This window comes from Streptomyces sp. NPDC053513 (genome assembly GCF_044544765.1).
GTDB classification, from domain to species: domain Bacteria; phylum Actinomycetota; class Actinomycetes; order Streptomycetales; family Streptomycetaceae; genus Streptomyces; species Streptomyces litmocidini.
Map to the genome: position 1 here is coordinate 95,426 of NZ_JBITXP010000020.1, position 17,339 is coordinate 112,764.

15 protein-coding genes are annotated in these 17,339 nt (G+C 74.0%); 2 read left to right on the forward strand and 13 right to left on the reverse strand.

All coding sequences use genetic code 11. The features are described from left to right. Positions 1-91 precede the first annotated feature (91 nt). Complete coding sequence (locus ACIGW4_RS28165) at positions 92-508, forward strand: organic hydroperoxide resistance protein (RefSeq protein ID WP_359588355.1); 417 nt, start codon at positions 92-94, stop codon at positions 506-508. Between the two features lie 110 nt (positions 509-618). Here the strand turns inward: ACIGW4_RS28165 and hemL are convergent, their stop codons facing one another. The 13 genes from hemL to ACIGW4_RS28230 form a co-directional block, all read right to left on the reverse strand. Continuing rightward, the gene (gene hemL / locus ACIGW4_RS28170) at positions 619-1,932 is read right to left on the reverse strand and encodes a glutamate-1-semialdehyde 2,1-aminomutase (RefSeq protein WP_399583517.1); all 1,314 of its coding nucleotides are present in this window, start codon (positions 1,930-1,932) and stop codon (positions 619-621) included. Continuing rightward, a complete protein-coding gene (locus ACIGW4_RS28175; RefSeq protein ID WP_399583519.1) occupies positions 1,929-3,983 on the reverse strand; it encodes an acetate--CoA ligase family protein in 2,055 nt (684 codons plus the stop codon). The genes hemL and ACIGW4_RS28175 overlap by 4 nt, the downstream gene beginning before the upstream one ends. Next, a complete protein-coding gene (gene hemA / locus ACIGW4_RS28180; RefSeq protein WP_399583522.1) occupies positions 3,980-5,404 on the reverse strand; it encodes a glutamyl-tRNA reductase in 1,425 nt (474 codons plus the stop codon). The genes ACIGW4_RS28175 and hemA overlap by 4 nt, the downstream gene beginning before the upstream one ends. Positions 5,405-5,408: 4 nt before the next feature. Further along, positions 5,409-6,428, reverse strand: a complete 1,020-nt coding sequence (hemB, locus tag ACIGW4_RS28185; RefSeq protein WP_123455739.1) for a porphobilinogen synthase — start codon at positions 6,426-6,428, stop codon at positions 5,409-5,411. 88 nt (positions 6,429-6,516) lie between these two features. Further along, entirely contained in the window at positions 6,517-7,317 is an 801-nt protein-coding gene (locus ACIGW4_RS28190; RefSeq protein ID WP_030692337.1) for an aspartate/glutamate racemase family protein, read from the reverse strand. Beyond that, entirely contained in the window at positions 7,286-8,536 is a 1,251-nt protein-coding gene (locus ACIGW4_RS28195; RefSeq protein WP_399583525.1) for an FAD-dependent oxidoreductase, read from the reverse strand. Before ACIGW4_RS28195 ends, ACIGW4_RS28190 begins: the two co-directional genes overlap by 32 nt. Before the next feature lie 11 nt (positions 8,537-8,547). Next, on the reverse strand, positions 8,548-9,327 hold the full coding sequence (locus tag ACIGW4_RS28200; RefSeq protein WP_398713615.1) for an arylmalonate decarboxylase: 780 nt from the start codon (positions 9,325-9,327) through the stop codon (positions 8,548-8,550). Positions 9,328-9,489: 162 nt separating this feature from the next. Beyond that, positions 9,490-9,924 carry a hypothetical protein gene (locus ACIGW4_RS28205; protein WP_359588345.1) on the reverse strand — a complete coding sequence of 145 codons (435 nt, stop codon included), beginning with the start codon at positions 9,922-9,924 and terminating at the stop codon, positions 9,490-9,492. Positions 9,925-9,952: 28 nt separating this feature from the next. Further along, positions 9,953-10,534: a LuxR C-terminal-related transcriptional regulator gene (locus tag ACIGW4_RS28210; RefSeq protein WP_399583529.1), complete on the reverse strand. Its 582-nt coding sequence runs from the start codon at positions 10,532-10,534 to the stop codon at positions 9,953-9,955. A 179-nt stretch (positions 10,535-10,713) separates the two neighbouring features. Then, positions 10,714-11,643, reverse strand: coding sequence for a DMT family transporter (locus ACIGW4_RS28215; protein WP_399583531.1), 930 nt, complete (start codon positions 11,641-11,643; stop codon positions 10,714-10,716). A gap of 157 nt (positions 11,644-11,800) precedes the next feature. After that, entirely contained in the window at positions 11,801-12,721 is a 921-nt protein-coding gene (locus tag ACIGW4_RS28220; RefSeq protein WP_123455733.1) for a LysR family transcriptional regulator, read from the reverse strand. A 28-nt stretch (positions 12,722-12,749) separates the two neighbouring features. Then, positions 12,750-13,667, reverse strand: coding sequence for a TIGR03619 family F420-dependent LLM class oxidoreductase (locus ACIGW4_RS28225; RefSeq protein ID WP_123455732.1), 918 nt, complete (start codon positions 13,665-13,667; stop codon positions 12,750-12,752). Then, positions 13,664-14,923, reverse strand: a complete 1,260-nt coding sequence (locus tag ACIGW4_RS28230) for an MFS transporter (RefSeq protein WP_359588339.1) — start codon at positions 14,921-14,923, stop codon at positions 13,664-13,666. The genes ACIGW4_RS28225 and ACIGW4_RS28230 overlap by 4 nt, the downstream gene beginning before the upstream one ends. A gap of 217 nt (positions 14,924-15,140) precedes the next feature. On the opposite strand from ACIGW4_RS28230, the gene ACIGW4_RS28235 reads away from it, so the two are divergent. After that, positions 15,141-16,775, forward strand: a complete 1,635-nt coding sequence (locus ACIGW4_RS28235) for a glutamate--tRNA ligase (protein ID WP_398713623.1) — start codon at positions 15,141-15,143, stop codon at positions 16,773-16,775. Positions 16,776-17,339 lie beyond the last annotated feature (564 nt).

Here is a 17,339-nt window from a genome sequence, read left to right on the forward strand (position 1 = left end):
CCGGAAAGGACTGCGGAGATCCGTAGCGCCCGGAATTCGGCGGCGCCGGAGACTGGGGGAATTCCCCTTCTCCGCTTTCGAAAGGCATGAAATGGCCGTCGTCTACACCGCCGAGGTCACCTCCACCGGAGACGGGCGCAACGGCGCCGTGCACTCCTCCGACGGGCTCCTCGACCTGCCGCTGTCGAGCCCCAAGGCCGTCGGCGGCTCGGGCACCGCGACCAATCCGGAGCAGCTCTTCGCCGCCGGTTACGCCGCCTGCTTCCACAGCGCGCTGCGGGTCTCCGCGCGCGAGTCCAGGACCGTGCTGGCGGACGACACCGTCACCGCCGAGGTCGCGCTGCACAAGGAGGAGGGCGGCTTCCACCTGTCGGTGGTCCTCACCGTCGAACTGCCCGGCCTCGACGCCGCCGAGGCGCGGCGGCTCGCCGACGCCGCCCACGGCCGCTGCCCGTACTCGAAGGCGATCCGGGGGAACGTCGAGGTGCGGATCGACCTCGCCGCCTGATCCTCCGGTGATCCTCCGAACGGGACAGGGAAGAGCCGCCTGATCCTCCGGACGGAACAGGGAAGAGCCCCCGTGGATTCCACGGGGGCTCTTCCCTGCGTACGGCTGGCTCAGCGCTTCGCCGCCGCCGCGGCCGCCGCCGCGGCCGCCGCCGCGGCCGGCAGCGCCTCGACCACCCGGCTCACGGCCCGGTCGTCGTGCGAGGCCGAGACGAACCAGGCCTCGAACGGCGAGGGCGGCAGATAGACGCCCTGCCTCAGCAGCTCGTGGAAGAACGGGGTGTAGCGGTACGCCTCGGTGGCGCGGACCCCGTCGAAGTCCACCACCTCGTCCTCGCCGAAGAAGACCGAGAACATGGTGCCGGAGTACTGCAGGCGGTGCGCCACGCCCTCCTTGGTGAGGGCGGCGGAGACCTCGGCGCCGATGGTGGCCGAGACCTGGTCGAGCCGCTCGTACACCTCGGGGGTGCTGTGCCGCAGGGTGGCGAGACCGGCGGCGGTGGCGACCGGGTTCCCGGAGAGGGTGCCCGCCTGGTAGACGGGGCCGGCCGGGGCGAGGTGGGCCATGACGTCCGCGCGTCCGCCGAAGGCCGCCGCGGGGAAGCCTCCGCCCATGACCTTGCCGAAGGTCAGCAGGTCGGGGGCGACGCCGTCCCGGCCGTACCAGCCGGAGCGGCTGGCGCGGAAGCCGGTCATGACCTCGTCGGAGACGAACAGCGCGCCGTGGCGGGCGGTGATCTCCTTGAGGCCGGCGTTGAAGCCGGGCAGCGGGGGGACGGCGCCCATGTTGCCGGGGGCCGCCTCGGTGATGACGGCGGCGATCTCGTCGCCGATCTCGGCGAAGACCTTCTCGACCGCCGCCAGGTCGTTGTACGGCAGGACGATCGTGTCGCTCGCCTGGGCGCCGGTGACGCCCGGGGTGTCGGGCAGCGCGAAGGTCGCGAGGCCGGAGCCGGCCGAGGCGAGGAGCGCGTCGACGTGGCCGTGGTAGCAGCCGGCGAACTTCACGATCTTGCTGCGGCCGGTGAAGCCGCGCGCCAGGCGGATCGCCGACATCGTCGCCTCGGTGCCGGAGCTGACGAGGCGCACCTGCTCGACGGGGGCGACCCGGTCGACGATCTCCTCGGCGAGTTCGACCTCTCCGGTGGAGGGGGCCCCGAAGGAGGTGCCCCGCTCCAGGGCCCGGGTGACCGCCTCGACGACGGCGGGGTGGCGGTGGCCGAGGATCATCGGGCCCCAGGAGCAGATGAGGTCGACGTACTCGTTGCCGTCGCTGTCGGTGAGGTACGGGCCCTGGGCGGAGGCGATGAAGCGGGGGGTGCCGCCGACGGCGCCGAAGGCGCGGACCGGCGAGTTGACGCCGCCGGGGGTGACCTGGCGGGCGCGCTCGAAGAGGGCCTTGCTGTTCGTCTCTCCCGTGCTCATCGGGCCGTCTCCTCGGGGGTGTCGAAGCTGAGGGCGGCGTCCAGGACGACCGCGCCCTTCGTGAGGACCCGTACGGGGTTGAGGTCGAGGGCGAAGCCGGCCGGCCAGTCCTGGACCAGTTCGCCGACCCGGTGGAGGAGCGCGGCGGCGGCTTCGACGTCCACGGCCGCCCGGCCCCGGGTGCCGGCGAGTATCTTCGCGCCGCGCAGCCCGGCGAGGAGCTCGGCGCCCTCGCCCGGGGCCAGCGGCAGGAGCCGGTGGCCGACGTCGTCGAGGACCTCGGTGAAGATCCCGCCGAGGCCGGCGGTGAGCACCGGGCCCAGGTCGGTGGTGTGGACGCCCACGATCAACTCGACGCCCTCGTCGACGAGTTCCTCGACGAGGACCTGGCCGCCGAGCGCGGCGAGCCGGCCGTACGCCTCGGGCGCGGCCTCGGCGCTGACGCCGATCTCGACGCCTCCGGCCTCCGTCTTGTGGAGCAGTCCGGGCACCACGGCCTTGAGCACCGCCGTACCGCCGACCTCGGTCACGGCGCGCGCCGCGTCCTCGGCGTCCGCCGCGATCCGGCCCTTCGGCACGGAGATCCCCGCCTCGGCGAGGAGCCGCTTGAGCTCCGGCTCCGTGGCCTCCGCGCCGGGGCCGGGGACCGTCCCTGGGCGGGGGGCGTCCGGGAGCGTACGGGGGCGGCTGACCTCCCAGAGGGCGGCGGCGGCGCGCAGGGCGCGGGCCGGCGTCGGGTACTCGGGCAGCCCGGCCTCGCGCAGGTCGCGCGGGGCGTCGGGGGCGAGGAAGTCGGCGCCGGTGCGGGCGACGAGGATGGGCTTGCCGCCCTTCGCGGCGGCGCGGGAGAGGGCGTTGACGGCCTTCTCGACGTCGGGTCCGGCCATCACGCAGAAGGCGGCGACGATGATGTCGACGGTGTCGTCGGCGATCAGGACGTCGAGGGAGCGGTCGAACAGGGACGGGTCGCTGAGGACGGTGGCCGTGATGTCGACCGGGTTGTCGATGGCCCCGAAGGCGGGGACGATCTCGGCGAGCGCCTCCTTACTGCGCGGCTCCAGGGCGCTGAGCTCCAGGCCGTGGGCCTCGACGGCGTCGGCGGCGAGGATGCCGGAGCCGCCGGAGGTGGTGACGACGGCGACGCGGTTGCCGGTGGGGCGCCGCTCGGACTCGAAGACCCGGGCCACGTCGAGGAGTTCGTCGATGTCGTCGACGCGGACGATGCCCAGGCCGCGCAGGGCGGCGTCGAGCACGCGGTCGTCGGTGGCGAGGGCGCCGGTGTGCGAGGCGGCGGCGCGGCCGCCCGCCTCGGTGCGGCCGGACTTGAGGAGGGCGACGGGCTTGCCGGAGCCGGCGAGCTCGCGGAGCGCCCCGATGTCCGGGGTGTCCTCCAGGTAGCCGAGGAGGCCGGTGACCTCGGGGACGCGGGAGAGCTCGCGGAGGACTTCGAGGGCGGTGACGTCGGCGTCGTTGCCGGTGCTGACGACCCAGCCGGGGCGCAGGCCCCGCTCCAGGGCGAGGCTGGCGGCGCCGAAGCCGAGGGCGCCGCTCTGGCTGACGAAGGCGAGGGTGCCGGGCTCGAAGGGCACGGACTCGGCGCCGAAGAGCGGGCTGAAGGTGGCGAGGACGCGGTTCTCGTAGCCGACGGCGCCGATGCAGTTGGGTCCGATGATCCGCAGGCCGCCGGCGCGGGCCTTGGCGACGACCTCCGCCTGGAGGCGGGCGCCCTCCTCGCCGGTCTCGGCGAAGCCGGAGGAGGCGATGACGGCGAGCTTGACGCCGGCGGCGACGCAGTCGTCGACGGCGCCGGGGACCCGCTCGGCGGAGACCATGATCAGGGCCAGGTCGACGGGGCCGGGGGCCTCCTTGACGCTGGGGTACGCGGGGACGCCGAGGATCTCCGGGGAGCGCGGGTTGACCGGCAGGATGCGGCCCTTGTAGCCGTACCGGAGGAGGTAGTCGAGCGGCTTGCGGCCCAGGGCGCCGGGGCGCTCGCTGGCCCCGATGACGGCGATGGATTCGGCTTCCCAGAGGGCCGAGATGTCACTCATGCGATGGCCTCGATCTTCTTCTCGGTCGTGACGTCGTTCTTGTCGTTCTTGTCGTTCTTGTTCTTGTTCTCGTTCTTGTTCTCGTCCGGGGCGTTCGAGCCGCTCGGGTCGTCCGTCCGGTCCCGGCCGTCGCCGTGGGACTCGGCGGCGGCGAAGAGGCGGGTGAAGGCGGCGATGTGCCGGGCGCCGTCCGGGTCGGCCGCCAGTTCGCGCACCAGGACGGTGGGCTGGTGGAGGGCCTTGTCGACGATGCGGCGGACGCTGCGGCCGATCTCCTGCCGGGCCGCGCCGTCGAGCCCGTCGAGGCGGCGGGCGAGCCGGTCGAGTTCGGCCTCGGCGGCCTCGGTGGCGGCGGTGCGCAGGGCGGTGAGGACGGGCTTGGCGCCGGCGAGCCGCAGGCCGGTGCGGAACTGCTCGACCTCGGCGTCGATCAGTTCGTGCGCGGCCTGGACGCTGGCGGCGGAGATCTCGTCCTCCTGGCCCTCCTCCGCGATCCGGCGCAGGTCGACGAAGGTGACGCCGGGCAGTTCTGCCGCCGTGGGGGCGATGTTGTGCGGCAGCGACAGGTCGAGCAGGAACAGTTCGCGGCCGTCCCGGGCGGCGAGGGCCTCCTCGACGTGCCGGGCGGTGACGAGGTGGCCGGTGGCGGCGGTGGCGCCGACGACGACGTCCACCTCGGTGAGCAGCCGGGGCACGTCGGTCAGGTCGTAGCCCGTTCCCCCGGTGGTCTCGGCGAGTCGCTGGGCCTTCTCGGGGGTGCGGTTGGCGACGTGGACCCGGTCGAGTCCGGAGCGGCGCAGGGCGGCGACGACGACACCGGCGAAGGCGCCCGCGCCGATGACGAGGGCGGTCTTGCCGTGCAGGGAGCCGACGCGGCGTTCGAAGAAGCCGAGTCCGGCGGTGGCGAGGGAGCGGCCGGCCTCGTTGAGCCCGGTCTCGTTGCGGGCCCGCTTGCCGACCCGCAGGGCGGTCTGGACGGCCTTGGCGAGGACCCGGCCGGTGCGGTCGAGCCGCTGGGACCGTTCGAGGCCCAGTTTCACCTGGCCGAGGATCTGGTCCTCGCCGACCACGACCGATTCGAGTCCGGAGGCCACGGCGAAGAGGTGGCGTACGGCTCCGTCGGCGTGGTGGCTGTAGAGGTGCGGGGCGATCTCGGCGCGGTCGACGCCGGTGTGCTGGGCGAACAGCTCGCCGAGCCCGTCGAGCCGGTCCGGGTCGGAGGGGGTGCTCCGGGTCTCGGCGTAGATCTCCAGGCGGTTGCAGGTGGAGACGACGACGGCGGCGTCGATGCCGTCGACGGAGGTCACGTCGGAGACGAGTTCCTCGGCGGGCCGGTCGGTGCCGGCGAGTCTTTCCAGGAGGTCGAGCGGGGCGCTGGCGTGGCTGATGCCGAGGACCAGCATGGAGGAGGACGAGGTCACCGGGTCACCGGTCCAGACTCTGGGCGAACTCGGAGGCCCAGTAGGTGATGATCTGGGTGGCGCCGGCCCGGTGGATGGAGGCGAGGCTCTCCCGGACGACCTGGTCGCGGTCGATCCAGCCCTTGGCGGCGGCCGCCTCGACCATGGAGTACTCGCCGGAGACCTGGTAGGCGGAGACGGGCACCTGCACGTGGTCGGCGATGAGCCGGACGATGTCGAGGTAGGCGAGCGCGGGCTTGACCATGACCAGGTCGGCGCCCTCGGCGACGTCGAGCGAGACCTCCAGGAGGGATTCGCGGATGTTGCCGGGGTACTGCTGGTAGCCCTTGCGGTCGCCGCGCAGGGTGGATTCGACGGCGTCGCGGAAGGGGCCGTAGAAGTGCGAGGCGTACTTGGCGGAGTAGCCGAGGATGGCGACGGACTGGTGTCCGGCCTGGTCGAGGGCCTCGCGGATGCGGCGGACCTGGCCGTCCATCATGCCGCTGGGGGCGACGATCTGGGCGCCGGCGTCGGCCTGGACGACGGCGGCCCGCGCGTACAGCTCGATGCTGGCGTCGTTGTCGACGTCGCCGTTGGCGTCGAGGACGCCGGTGTGGCCGTGGTCGGTGTACTCGTCGAGGTTGATGTCGCCGATGACGACGGTGGAGTCGCCGACCTCGGCGACGACGTCGCGCAGGGCGACCTGGAGGATGCCGTCCGGGTCGACGGCGCCGGTGCCGGTGGGGTCCTTGTGTTCGGGGATGCCGAAGAGGATGAGTCCGCCGACCCCGTTGGCGACGGCCTCGGCGGCGGCCTTGCGGAGGGAGTCGCGGGTGTGCTGGAAGACGCCCGGCATGGAGGGGATCTCACGCGGTTCGGTGAGGCCCTCGCGGAGGAAGAGGGGCTGGACGAGGTTGGCGGGGCCGACGCGGGTCTCGGCGGCGAAGCGGCGCAGCGCGGGGGTGCGGCGGAGGCGGCGCGGCCGGTAGTAGGGGGCGGCGGGGTCGGTGGCCGCGGTGTTGCGGCCGTAGGCGTCGTACGTCATGGGCGTGACTCCCTCGGAGGCGTGGCGGGGTGCGGTGCGTGACGGTGGGGGTACGGGCGCGGGGCGGGTCCTGTGGACACGGCACCTCCTAGAGGGCCGAGCCCAGGAAGACCTGCTCCAGGTGCTTGGCGACGGGCTCGTCGGGGCGGCTGAACCAGTAGCCGTGGCCGCTGCGCTGGAAGAGCTTCAGCTCGCCGAGCTGGACGAGGGTCTCCGCGAGCTTCACGGCGAGTCCGGCGGGGTCGATCACGGGCAGGCCGTGGAGCTCGTGGATGCCGAGGTGCCAGAGGATCTCGTTGGGGATGCCCTCGGCGGGGATGATGACCTCGGCGCCGGCCTTGGCGGCGCGCAGGGCGGCCGCCGAGTAGACCTCGACGAACTCGTCGAAGTCGCCCTCCAGGGAGCGGTGCACCGAGTCCCAGCCGCCGGGCACGACCTCGTAGGAGCTGAGCGAGGACTCCAGGCGGTACTGGCGGATGTTGGCCCTGATGGGCTCCTCGAGGGGCGGCATGAAGCCGAGGACGCCGAAGCGCTGGCCGGTGAGCGCCGAGAGGAAGAAGGCCGTCTCGCCGTAGCCGAGGGTGGGGATGGAGGCGAGGTGGCGGGCGTCGCGCAGGCCGGGGTCCTGGCCGGCGGCGATCACCCAGGCGTCGTAGCCCTCCCGCTCCGCGACCAGCGCGGACTCGGAGAAGTGCCGGCTGAAGAGCACCTGGGCGGAGTGGTGGCCGACGAGGCCGAAGGGGGTGCGGTCGGGGTACGTGTCGGCGGGCAGGGTCTTGATGTCGACGGTGGTGCCGGGTGCGGCGATCGCGTCGAGGTGTTCGCGGTACCACTGGTCGAGCAGCGGCAGGCGTCCCTCAACGGTGTGCTTGTGAAACCAGATCCGCATGTGCGTCACCTTTCAGGGGTCGTGGTGCGACGTCGAGAAGTGATGCCTTGAGCAGGTAGTCGGTGGCGGCGCGGGGGTCCGCCGCGGTGCGCCGCAGGCCGTCGATCCGGGCGGCGAGTTCGGCCGGGTCGTCCAGTCCGGCGGTGCGGGCCTCGCTGCGCGGGAGGACCGCCGTCTCGACGACGGAGCGGCGCCGGCCGAGGGCCCTGTCGAGGGGCGCCTCGTCGTCCGTGCCCGTCCGCAGGACCGAGGCGAGGGCCCGGCCGGTCTCCACGGCGTCGTGGATCCCGCAGTTCATGTTCAGTCCGCCGGCGGTGGACGTGAGGTGGGCCGCGTCCCCGGCGAACAGGATCCGGCCGTCCCGGTAGCGGGGCAGCAGGAACCGCGCGAGCCTGTAGGTGTGCGCGTCCGTGACGCGCACGGCCTCTCCGGCGCCGCCCGGCAGGGCCCGGTCGACCCGGGCGCGCACGGCGTCCGGGTCGAGCACCTCGTCGCGGGGCGTCCCGCGACGGATCCGGAAGATGAGCCGCCAGTGGTCGGGCATCCCGAGCACGCTGACCGAGCCCCGGGGGTCGCGGACGTACGTCAGGGCGGCGAGTCCGGGGACCAGTTCGTCGAGCGGGGCGTCGGTGACCACGCGGAGCGCGTAGTCCGGGTACTCCTCGGCGGTGCCGGGCAGTCCGGCGAGCTCGCGCAGCCTGCTGCGGCTGCCGTCAGCCGCCAGGACGTACGGGTGGTGGCTCTCGCCGGCCCGTCCCGTCGTGTCCTCGGTGCGCAGCCGCACCCCGTCGCCGGTCTCGCCGGCTCCGGTGACGGTGGTCCCGAACCGTACGTCGGCGAGGCCGGTCGCGGTCAGCGCGTCGAGCAGCAGGGGGGTGAGCCGGGCCTGTTCGACGTGGAGCCGGTACGGGTGGCGGGTGTGTCCGGCGAGCAGGGCGTAGTCCAGCTCGGCGTGCACGCCGCCGTCCAGGTCGCGCCACTGGACGCGGTCGACGACGCGGCCCTGGCCGCGCAGGGCGGCCGCGACGCCGAGTTCGTCGAGGAGGTCGAGGGTGGCGGGGTGGAAGGTGGAGGCCCGGGACTCGGTGGCCAGTGCGCTCCTGGACTCCAGGACGGTCACCGGGATGCCGGCGCGGGCCAGCACGAGCGCGGCGGTCAGACCCACCGGTCCGGCGCCGACGACGGCGACGGGCTCTCGGGACGTTCCGCGACCGCTCACGACGCGACCGCTCACGACACGGCCACGGCGGCGGGCCCGGGGGCGCCGTCACGGCCGCCGGTCTTCTCGGCCAGCCGGCGCAGCAGCGGGTGGGCGTCGGGTCCGTCGGCGGGGAGGCCGAGGGTGTCGCGGGCCCACCAGGCGCTCGCCAGGTTGGAGGTGAGCAGGGTGCGCCCGCTGTCCCGGCCGAGTTCGGCGAGGGCGTCGAAGGTGAACATGCCGGTGCCGGTGAACAACAGGGTGGCGTCCTCGGGGAGTTCGGCCTCCCGGACCTGGGCGACGAGTTCCCCGGTGGTCACGTCGTACGGCGAGAAGCGCGCTCCGGCCCGGATCTTCACGACGCGGTCGACCGTGAGCCCGGCCGACTCCCAGTAGGCGTGGGAGAGTTCGGTGAGCCAGGGCTCGTACGGCGAGACGAGGACGAGCCGCTCGGCCCCCACGGCCCGCGCGGTGTCGAGGATGGCCAGGGCGGCGGACCGCACGGGTGCTCCGACGCGCTCGGAGAGTTCCGCGCAGAGGGCGCGGTCGCCTTCGGGGGTGAGGAGGTAGTGCGAGCCGGTGCAGGAGACGACGGCCGCGTCGAGACGCAGTCCGCCGAAATTCCCGAGCACTTCGGGGAGCACGTCGTTGTACTTCTCCAGACGGCCGCGCAGGTCTTTTCCGGGGAGTACCGGGAATCGCGAGGTGTGGACATTGAATGCGGGGCTTACGAGGCTGCCGATCTCGGGTTCGGCGGCGGCGTTTCCGGACGGAACCACCACACCGAGCCGCGGCGCCGATTGCAGAGCCATGAACGAGTCTCTCCCATCCGTCGGTGCCATTGAGATCACCGTACGGGCGGGGTGCCCCGCACATCGATACGGGAATCCGCACCCCTTGACGGGGCGCCGGAAATGCGGAAGGCGCCGCACCGTGAATACGGTGCGGCGCCTCCGGCAAAAGGAATACGGAATTCAGCTCGCCGGGGACGAGGCCTCGGCGACGAGTTCGTCGATCTTCGCGCGGCGGGTCAGTCCGCCGTTCACGGCCCAGTTCCCCTCCGGGATCTCGTTCACGACGAGCCATACGACGGTGTCGGGGCCCGTCGCCTCGTGGACGTGCCGGGTGACCTCGACGGCCAGCGCCTCGTTCCGCTCGGGGGTGAGGAAGCCCTCCAGGGGCGTGACGACGACCAGCACGCCCGGGGGCCGGCCGGCGCCGGTGGTCGCGAGCCCCTTGGCGGCCTCGCGGACGTACACCCAGGTGGCGGCGGCGAAGAAGTCGGTGTGGGGCAGCTCCATGGCCGTCAGCACGGAGTCGGCGACCCGCTGCTGCAGGACCTCCGCGGCGGCCTCGGAGAGGGTGCCCTCGGGAACGGTTATCTCGACCAGCGGCATGGTGACTCCCATCGTCGGTGTGTGCGTGCGGAGGTGCGGATCAGCAGGCCAGGGCGGCTTCGAACCGGTCGATGGCAGCGGCCAGTTGGGCGCGCCTGCGGATGTCGAGCTTCCGGTAGATCCGGGTGATGTGCAGCTCCACGGCCCGGGTGGAGACCGTGAAGGACTCGGCGATCTGCTTGTTGGTCAGGCCGTCGAGCATCATCGTGGCGATGCGCCGCTCGTGGGCGGTCAGCTCCTCACGGGCGCTCGGCGGGGCGGGCGGCGCGCCGGGGGCCGGCGGGATGCGCGGCGTGCCGGGGGCCGGCGGGACGGGCGGCGTGCCGGGGGCCGGCACGCCCCCGCGTATTCGCTCGTGGGTCCCGGCGCCTCCGGTGGAGCGTTCGAGGCCGGCGAGGACCACGTGGCCCATGACGGCGTTCCATTCCCGGACCCTCAGTTCGCCGATGACCTGCGCCTGCGCGTACGGGTCGGCGTACAGCACCCGTAAGAGGGTGCGGCGGTCGGGGGCCTCGCAGACCAGGAACTCCCCGGTGCCGTCCCGCCAGGGGCCGCCGCCGAGCAGGATGCCGCGCGCGGCCATTTTTTTCCAGTAGGCCCGGTGTGCCTCTCCGAAACTCAACCGGTCCGTCTCATTGCCACGGAAAACGAGTTCGACCACAAAAGCCACGTGCGACTCCCCCATAAAGGCCGGGTGTTTCCGCTTGCGACGCTACCATCCGGCACCCGCTCCATTGGTGAACGCAATATTGCGGGTACCGGCCCGGCATTTCTGGGTTCCTCGGTGCTGAATGCGTCCGGCTAATCGGCCGTCGCCGGCGTCGGCACGGGGGCGGCCTCGGGGGCCGGTTCGGCCGCCGGCTTCGGCTTGCGCCGCAGCAGGCCGGTGGCGGCGAGCACCGCCACCGCGCCGAGCCACACGGTCCAGCCGAGCGGTTCGCGCAGCACGACGGCGCCGAGCACGACGGCCACCGCGGTCATCAGATAGGTGACGGTGGAGGCCACGGTGGGCCCGTCCTTGATGATCAGCTCGAAGTTGAGCAGCGCGGCGAAGCCGGTGCAGACCACGCCGAGGACGAGGACCGAGATCACCGAGTCGGCGCGCCAGGTCACGGACTGGAGGCCGAGGAACGGGAAGGCGGCGAGGAGCAGCACGGTCGCCGCGCTGAGCTGTCCGCCCGCCAGCATCAGCGGCGGAATCCCCTTGCCCACCAGGAACCTGCCCATGTACGCGAAGCTGGCGCCGAAGCTGATCGAGCCGAGGACGAAGCAGAGGATGCTCCAACCGGTGCCCGCCGAGGCCGCGTTCCAGGGCGAGGCGATGAGCGCGGTGCCTCCGAGGCCGAGCAGCACGCCGCCCGCCTTGAATCCGGAGACCCGCTTCTCCTGGCCGAGGAGCAGGGCGGCGGCCAGGGTCCAGATCGGCGCGCTGCCGTTGACCACGGCGGCGACGCTGCTGGAGCCGGCGATCTCGCCCTCGGCGTAGAGGGTCCAGGGGACGGCGTTGCCGAGGAGGGCGGCGACCGTCAGATGCCCCCAGACGGCGGGCTCCTTGGGCAGTCGCAGCCCCTTCGCGTAGCCGATGGCGAGGATGACGACGGCGCCGAGGGCGAGCCGGATCAGCACCATCTGCACGGGTGAGAAGCCGTATCCGGCGATCTTGATCCACAGGAAGACGGAGCCCCAGATGAGGCTCAGCGCGGCCAGCCGCGCGTAGGTGGCTTTGGACATGGGTGTTCCCGATCCAGGAGGAGAGAAGGCGGAGGAGAAGGGGCGCGCGAAGGGGTCCGCGGTACGGGAACGAGCCTCGCAGCGGCGGCCGGGCGGGTCCAGCAACGGCTCGTGGACGGTACCGTCCACGAGCCGTGGCGAATCGTGTTCCGCCTGGTCAGGCGGCGACGGCCGCCCGGGCCACCGTGCGGAGCGCGTCCAGGACGGCGGCGATCTCCGGGGAGGTCTGGCTGCCCTCCCGTACGGCCGCGAAGACCGTGCGGGACGGGGCCTGCTCGCTGAACGCGCGGATCGTCACCTCGGGCCGCGGCGCCGGCTTGGCCATCCGCGGGACGAGCGCGACCCCGAGGCCGAGTCGCACCGCCGCCAGGGTGGCGTCCCAGTCGCCAATGGCGTGGGAGGCCTGCGGGGTGAACCCGGCGGCCGTACAGGCGGCGACGCCGATGTCGTGGCACAGGCCCGTGGTCGCGAAGATCCAGGTCTCCTCGGCGAGGTCGGCGAGGAGCAGCCGGGGGTTGTCGAGGAGCCGGTGGCCCTCCGGCAGGGCGATGTCGAAGGGGTCCTCGCAGAGCGCGACCCGGTGGAACCGCGGGTCCTCGCCGACCGAGCCCGCGGCGTCCGCCGAGATGACGACGTCCGTCTCACCGCGGTGCAGCATGGAGAAGCTCTCCGGCGGGTCGACCTCGGCGAGCGAGGTCCGCAGGAGCGGCCGGGTCTCCCGCAGCCGGGCCACGGCGGGCAGGATCAGCGCCGAGAGGGTGGTGGAGAAACCGGCCACCGCGACCTCGCCGCGCTCGCCGCTGCCGTGCGCGGCGAGCTCCGCCCGCATCTGCTCGACCTGGGTGAAGACGGCGTCGGCGTGCCGGAGCACGATCCGCGCCGCGCCGGTGAGGCGCAGCCGGCGACCGGACGGCTCGGTGAGCGGGACGCCCAACTCCCGTCCCAGGGCGCTGATCTGCTGGGAGACGGCCTGCGGGGTGAGGTGGAGGGCCCGGGCGGCGGCGCTGACGGTGCCGCGCTCGCTGAGCTCCCTGAGCACGCGCAGCTTCCGCAGGTCCAGATCGGTCACGTCCCGCACCCCTCCCCCGCTCTCCGTCAGCGCTTTCTCATCGTACGCAGCCGGCGTCCACGTCGATGACCTCCTTGACCAGCGTCTCCAGGACGTCCAGGTCCCGCGCCGTGCGGCCCGGCTCCCGCCGGTCGCCCGGGTAGGTGGGGTCGAGGACGACGGCGCTCGCGCCCAGGTCCTGGAGGAGCCCGAGGTCGTCGGCGATCTGCGCCGAGGTGCCCTCGCCGAGCAGCCGCCCCGGGCCCAGCGGCCGGGGCGTGACCCGCAGCTTGATCCGGGGACAGAGGCCCGGCACCGGCAACTCCTGCTCCTCGGCGACCTGGCGGAGCGTGGGCAGTCCCACGCCGAGGAGCCAGTCGCCGGAGACGGAGGTGGGGTGCCAGGCGTCGCCGAGGCGGACGGCCCGGCGCAGCGCCCCGTAGCTGTGGCCGCCGACCCAGACGGGCGGGCCGGGGCGCTGCACGGGCAGCGGCCCGGTGTGGACCTCGCGGAAGGAGACGTGGGCGCCGTCGAAGGAGGCGACCTCGTCGGCCCAGCAGGCCTTGATGGCGGCGAGGTACTCGTCGCTGATGGCCCCGCGCTTGCGGTACGGCACGTCGAGGACCGCGAACTCCCGCGCGGCCCAGCCGGCCGCCGCGCCGAACACCAGCCGCCCGTTGCTGAACCGGTCGATGTTGGCGGCGACGCGGGCGGTGTGCACGGGGTGCCGGTACGGGAGGATCGTCACCGTCGTGCCGAGCCCCACCGTCCTGGTGACGCCGGCGAGCCAGGCGAGGGTCGCGAAGGGGTCGTAGAACGGGGCGGGGAAGAGGTGCTGGACGTCCGGGGTGAGCGCGACGTGGTCGGAGACCATGGCGTAGTGGTAGCCCATCGCCTCGATCCTCAGCGCCCAGTCGGCGAGGGCGTCGGGGGTGGCTTCGGGGCCGTAGTTGGGCAGATTGACGCCGAATTTCATGAGGCGTTCCTTTCGGGGGACTCGGCCGCGGTCGCGTCCGCGGCTCCGTCCCCGGGGGCGTTGTCCGGGACGTGCGGTCCGGTCCCGGGGGCGTGGTCCGTCGTACGGGCGTCGCGCCGGGCGACCCGCCGGGCGACGGTGAGGTGGAAGAGGACTCCCGCGAGCGCGACCGCGGCGGCCAGGAGCGGCAGCCGGCCGGCGTCGAGCCCGTGGGCGAGGACGAGGCCGCCGAGCGCGGAGCCGACGGCGCCGCCGAGGTAGGTGGCGGAGCTGTTGAGGCCGACGGCGGCGGCGCCGCCGTCCTGCGCGAGGAGCCGGTGCTGCTGCGGGACGACGAAGGCCCAGCCGACCGCGCCCCAGACGAGCAGGGGCAGCAGGACGAGACCGGGCACGGCGCCGGTCCACGGCAGCAGTGCCAGGGCGCCGCCGAGGACGCCGAGGAGCGCGACCGCGAGGCGGGCGGGCCGCCCCGTCCGGTCGACGAGGGTGCCGGCGAGGAGGCTGCCGCAGACCCCGCCGATGCCCCAGACCCACAGGTACGGCACCGCGCTGCCCACGTCGGCGACGCGGCGCAGCACCGGTTCGAGGTAGGTGTAGAGCCCGAGGCTGGCGACGGTCTGGGTGAAGGTGACGGCGACGACCACGGCGACCCGGGGCCGGGCGAGGGCGCCGATCCGGGCCCGCAGCGAGGGCGCGGCGGCTCCCCGCACGGGCGGCAGCGCCGTCGCGACGCCGAGCAGCGCGACCAGGCCGAGCGCGCTGATCAGCCACAGGGCGGCCCGCCAGCCGGCGGCGTCCGCGACGAGCAGCCCGAGCGGCACGCCGAGCACGGTGCCCGCGCTCATCCCTCCGAGGACCAGGCCGAGGGCGCGCCCGCGCCGCTCGGGCGGGACGAGCGCGACGGCCGCGGTGGCCGCCGCGGGGGTGAAGAGGCCGGCTCCGGCACCGGCGAGGGCACGGGTGCCGAGGAGCGCGGCGTACGAACCGGCGAGCGCCGTACCGGTGTTGGCGAGGACGAAGACGACGAGCGCGGTGACGAGGAGCGCCCGGGTGCCCCGGCGGGCGAGGACGGCCGAGAGGAGCGGCGCGGCCAGTGCGTAGCAGAGGGTGAAGGCGGTGACGGACTGGCCCGCGAGGGAGACGGAGACGTCCAGGTCCGCGCCCATGTCCGGGAGCAGTCCGGCCATCGCGTAGGCGTCGGTCCCCATGGCGAAGGAGCCGAGCGCGAGCAGGCCCACCGCGCGCGTGCCGCCCATCGCACCCCCTTGTGGTCGTCGTACGGAACGGTCCTCGGGACGCTACTGACGTCCGGCGGTCCCGGGGGGCCACAACGCCGAAGAGGGTTCGGAGTTCCGCAGCCTCCGGCCCTCGCCCCGCTCGAATCGGCCGGTCACCGGCCTACGGTGGTTCCCTCCAGGAACCCAGGCTCTCCAGGAACCCAGGCACTCCAGGAAACCCAGGAGGGAGTCCACCGTGCTCGACCTGTCCGTCATCAACGCGATGTTCCCGCCCGACCTCCCGGAACCGGCCGACTGGGAGCGGCGGTTCGGGCCGCGCGCCCTGCCGGACGGCGCCGAGGTCACGCGCTTCGCCCCGAGCCCCACCGGACACCTGCACATCGGCGGCCTCTACACGGCGGCCGTGGCCCGGGCGCTCGCCCGGCAGTCGGGCGGGGTGCACGTGCTGCGCGTCGAGGACACCGACCGGTCCCGGCAGGTGGCGGGCGCCGCGGAGGAGTTCTCCCGGCTGCTCGACGCCTTCGGCCTCGCCCCGGACGAGGGCGGCGTCGCCGGGGACGGGGCGTGGGGGCCGTACCTCCAGTCGGAGCGCCGGGACGTCTACCTCTCCCACGTGCGGGACCTCCTCCGCCGCGACCGCGCCTATCCCTGCTTCTGCGGCAAGGACCTCCTGGCGCGGAGCGCGGAGGAGCAGCGCGCGGGCCGCTCCCCGCTCGGCTACTACGGGCGGTGGGCGCCGTGCCGGACGCTGGCGCCGGAGGAGGCGGCGCGGCGGCTCGCGGCGGGCGAACCGTACGTGGTGCGGTTCCGCTGCCCGTACGAGTTCCCCGGCCGGGTCCGGTTCACGGACCGCATCCGGGCCTCCGTCACCATGCAGGACAACGGCAACGACATCGTCCTCCTGAAGTCCTCCGAGGAGGAACTCCCGCTGCCCACCTATCACTTCGCGCACGTGGTGGACGACCACCTGATGCGGGTGACGCTGGTGGTGCGCGGCGAGGAGTGGCTCTCCTCGACCCCGGTCCATCTGCAGCTGCACGCCGCGCTGGGCTTCGAGCCGCCCGCGTACGCGCACCTCGCCCCGCTCATGAAGGCGGAGGGGTCCTCGCGCCGCAAGCTCAGCAAGCGCAAGGACCCCGAGGCGTCGGTGGACTACTACCTGTCCGCGGGTTATCCGCCCGCCGCGGTCCAGCACTATCTGCGGGGCCTCGCCAACATCCGGCTGATGGACGTCCCCACCGCCGAGGCGCTCGCCGCCGAGGTCCGGCTGGACGGCATGCGCCCCTCGGGCCCGCTGCTCGACCTGCCCAAGCTGCACTCGCTGAGCCGCGAGTTCATCGCCTCGCTCACCCCGCGGGAGCTGTACGGGCAGCTGCTCGCCTGGGCGCGGGAGCACGACCCGGAGCTCGCCTCCGTCCTCGCCCGCCACGAGGACCTCGCCCTGGCGGCCGTGGCCACGGGCCGGCCGGAGGGCGCGCCCGCCCGCAAGGACCTGGAGCGCTGGTCGTGCTTCCGCGACCGGTACGGCTTCTTCTTCGCGGAGCTCTTCGGCCCAGCCCCGGCGCCCGGGGACGACCGCTACGGCGGCCTTCCCGAGGAGCTGGTGCGGTCGATCGCCGCCGAGTTCGCGGCCGTCGCCCCCGACCGGTGGTACGCGGAGCTCGCGGGGATCGCCGGCCGCCACGGCTTCGCCCCGGACACGGCCTCCTGGCGCCGGGACCCGGGCCGCTGGGCGGGGCCGCCGCGGCTGGTCGCGAACGTGGCCCGGGTCGCGCTGACGGGCGCCACCCGCAGCCCGGACCTCGTCGCCGTGGCCCGGGCACTGGGCCGGGACGAGGTGGTGCGCCGCCTCACCGCCGTGGCGGGGTGAGGCGGCGGGCGGCGGCGCGGCGCTGCTCCTCGGCCTCGGGCACGGGGCCGTCGCCCCTCACGTGACCGGGTCGGCGACGTCGCCGTCGAGGACGGTGACGGGCTGCTCGGCGGGGGCGCGGCCCGCGCCCCGTACGGGACGGCGGCCGGCGGGCCGATGCCTTCGGCGTGGGCATGGGAACTCCCTCGGGACAGGGGTGTTCGGGGCGCTCGGAAGGGGTGCCAGGGGCGGACAGGGGACTGTCCTCAAGATCACCGAGCGCGCTCCGACGCTAACCGCCGGGGCCCCGGCGCCCCGGCAGGACACACGGCACGGCGCGCGCCGACGGGGCCGCTCACCACTTCGGCGGAGCGCACTCGGGGCCGCCGCCGCGCGGGGTCGGATCCGGGTCGTCCACGGGCCCGCCGGCCCACCCGTTCGCAGGGATTCGGGGCCCGGACGAGAGGGCGGGCGAGCGCACATGACGGGACCCTCGCCCACCCGGCCGACGGTCCGCCGGAGCCGCCCGCCGACCGGACGCGGCGCTCTCGTACGCCCCCCCGAGGAGACTAGAACCATCCCCGC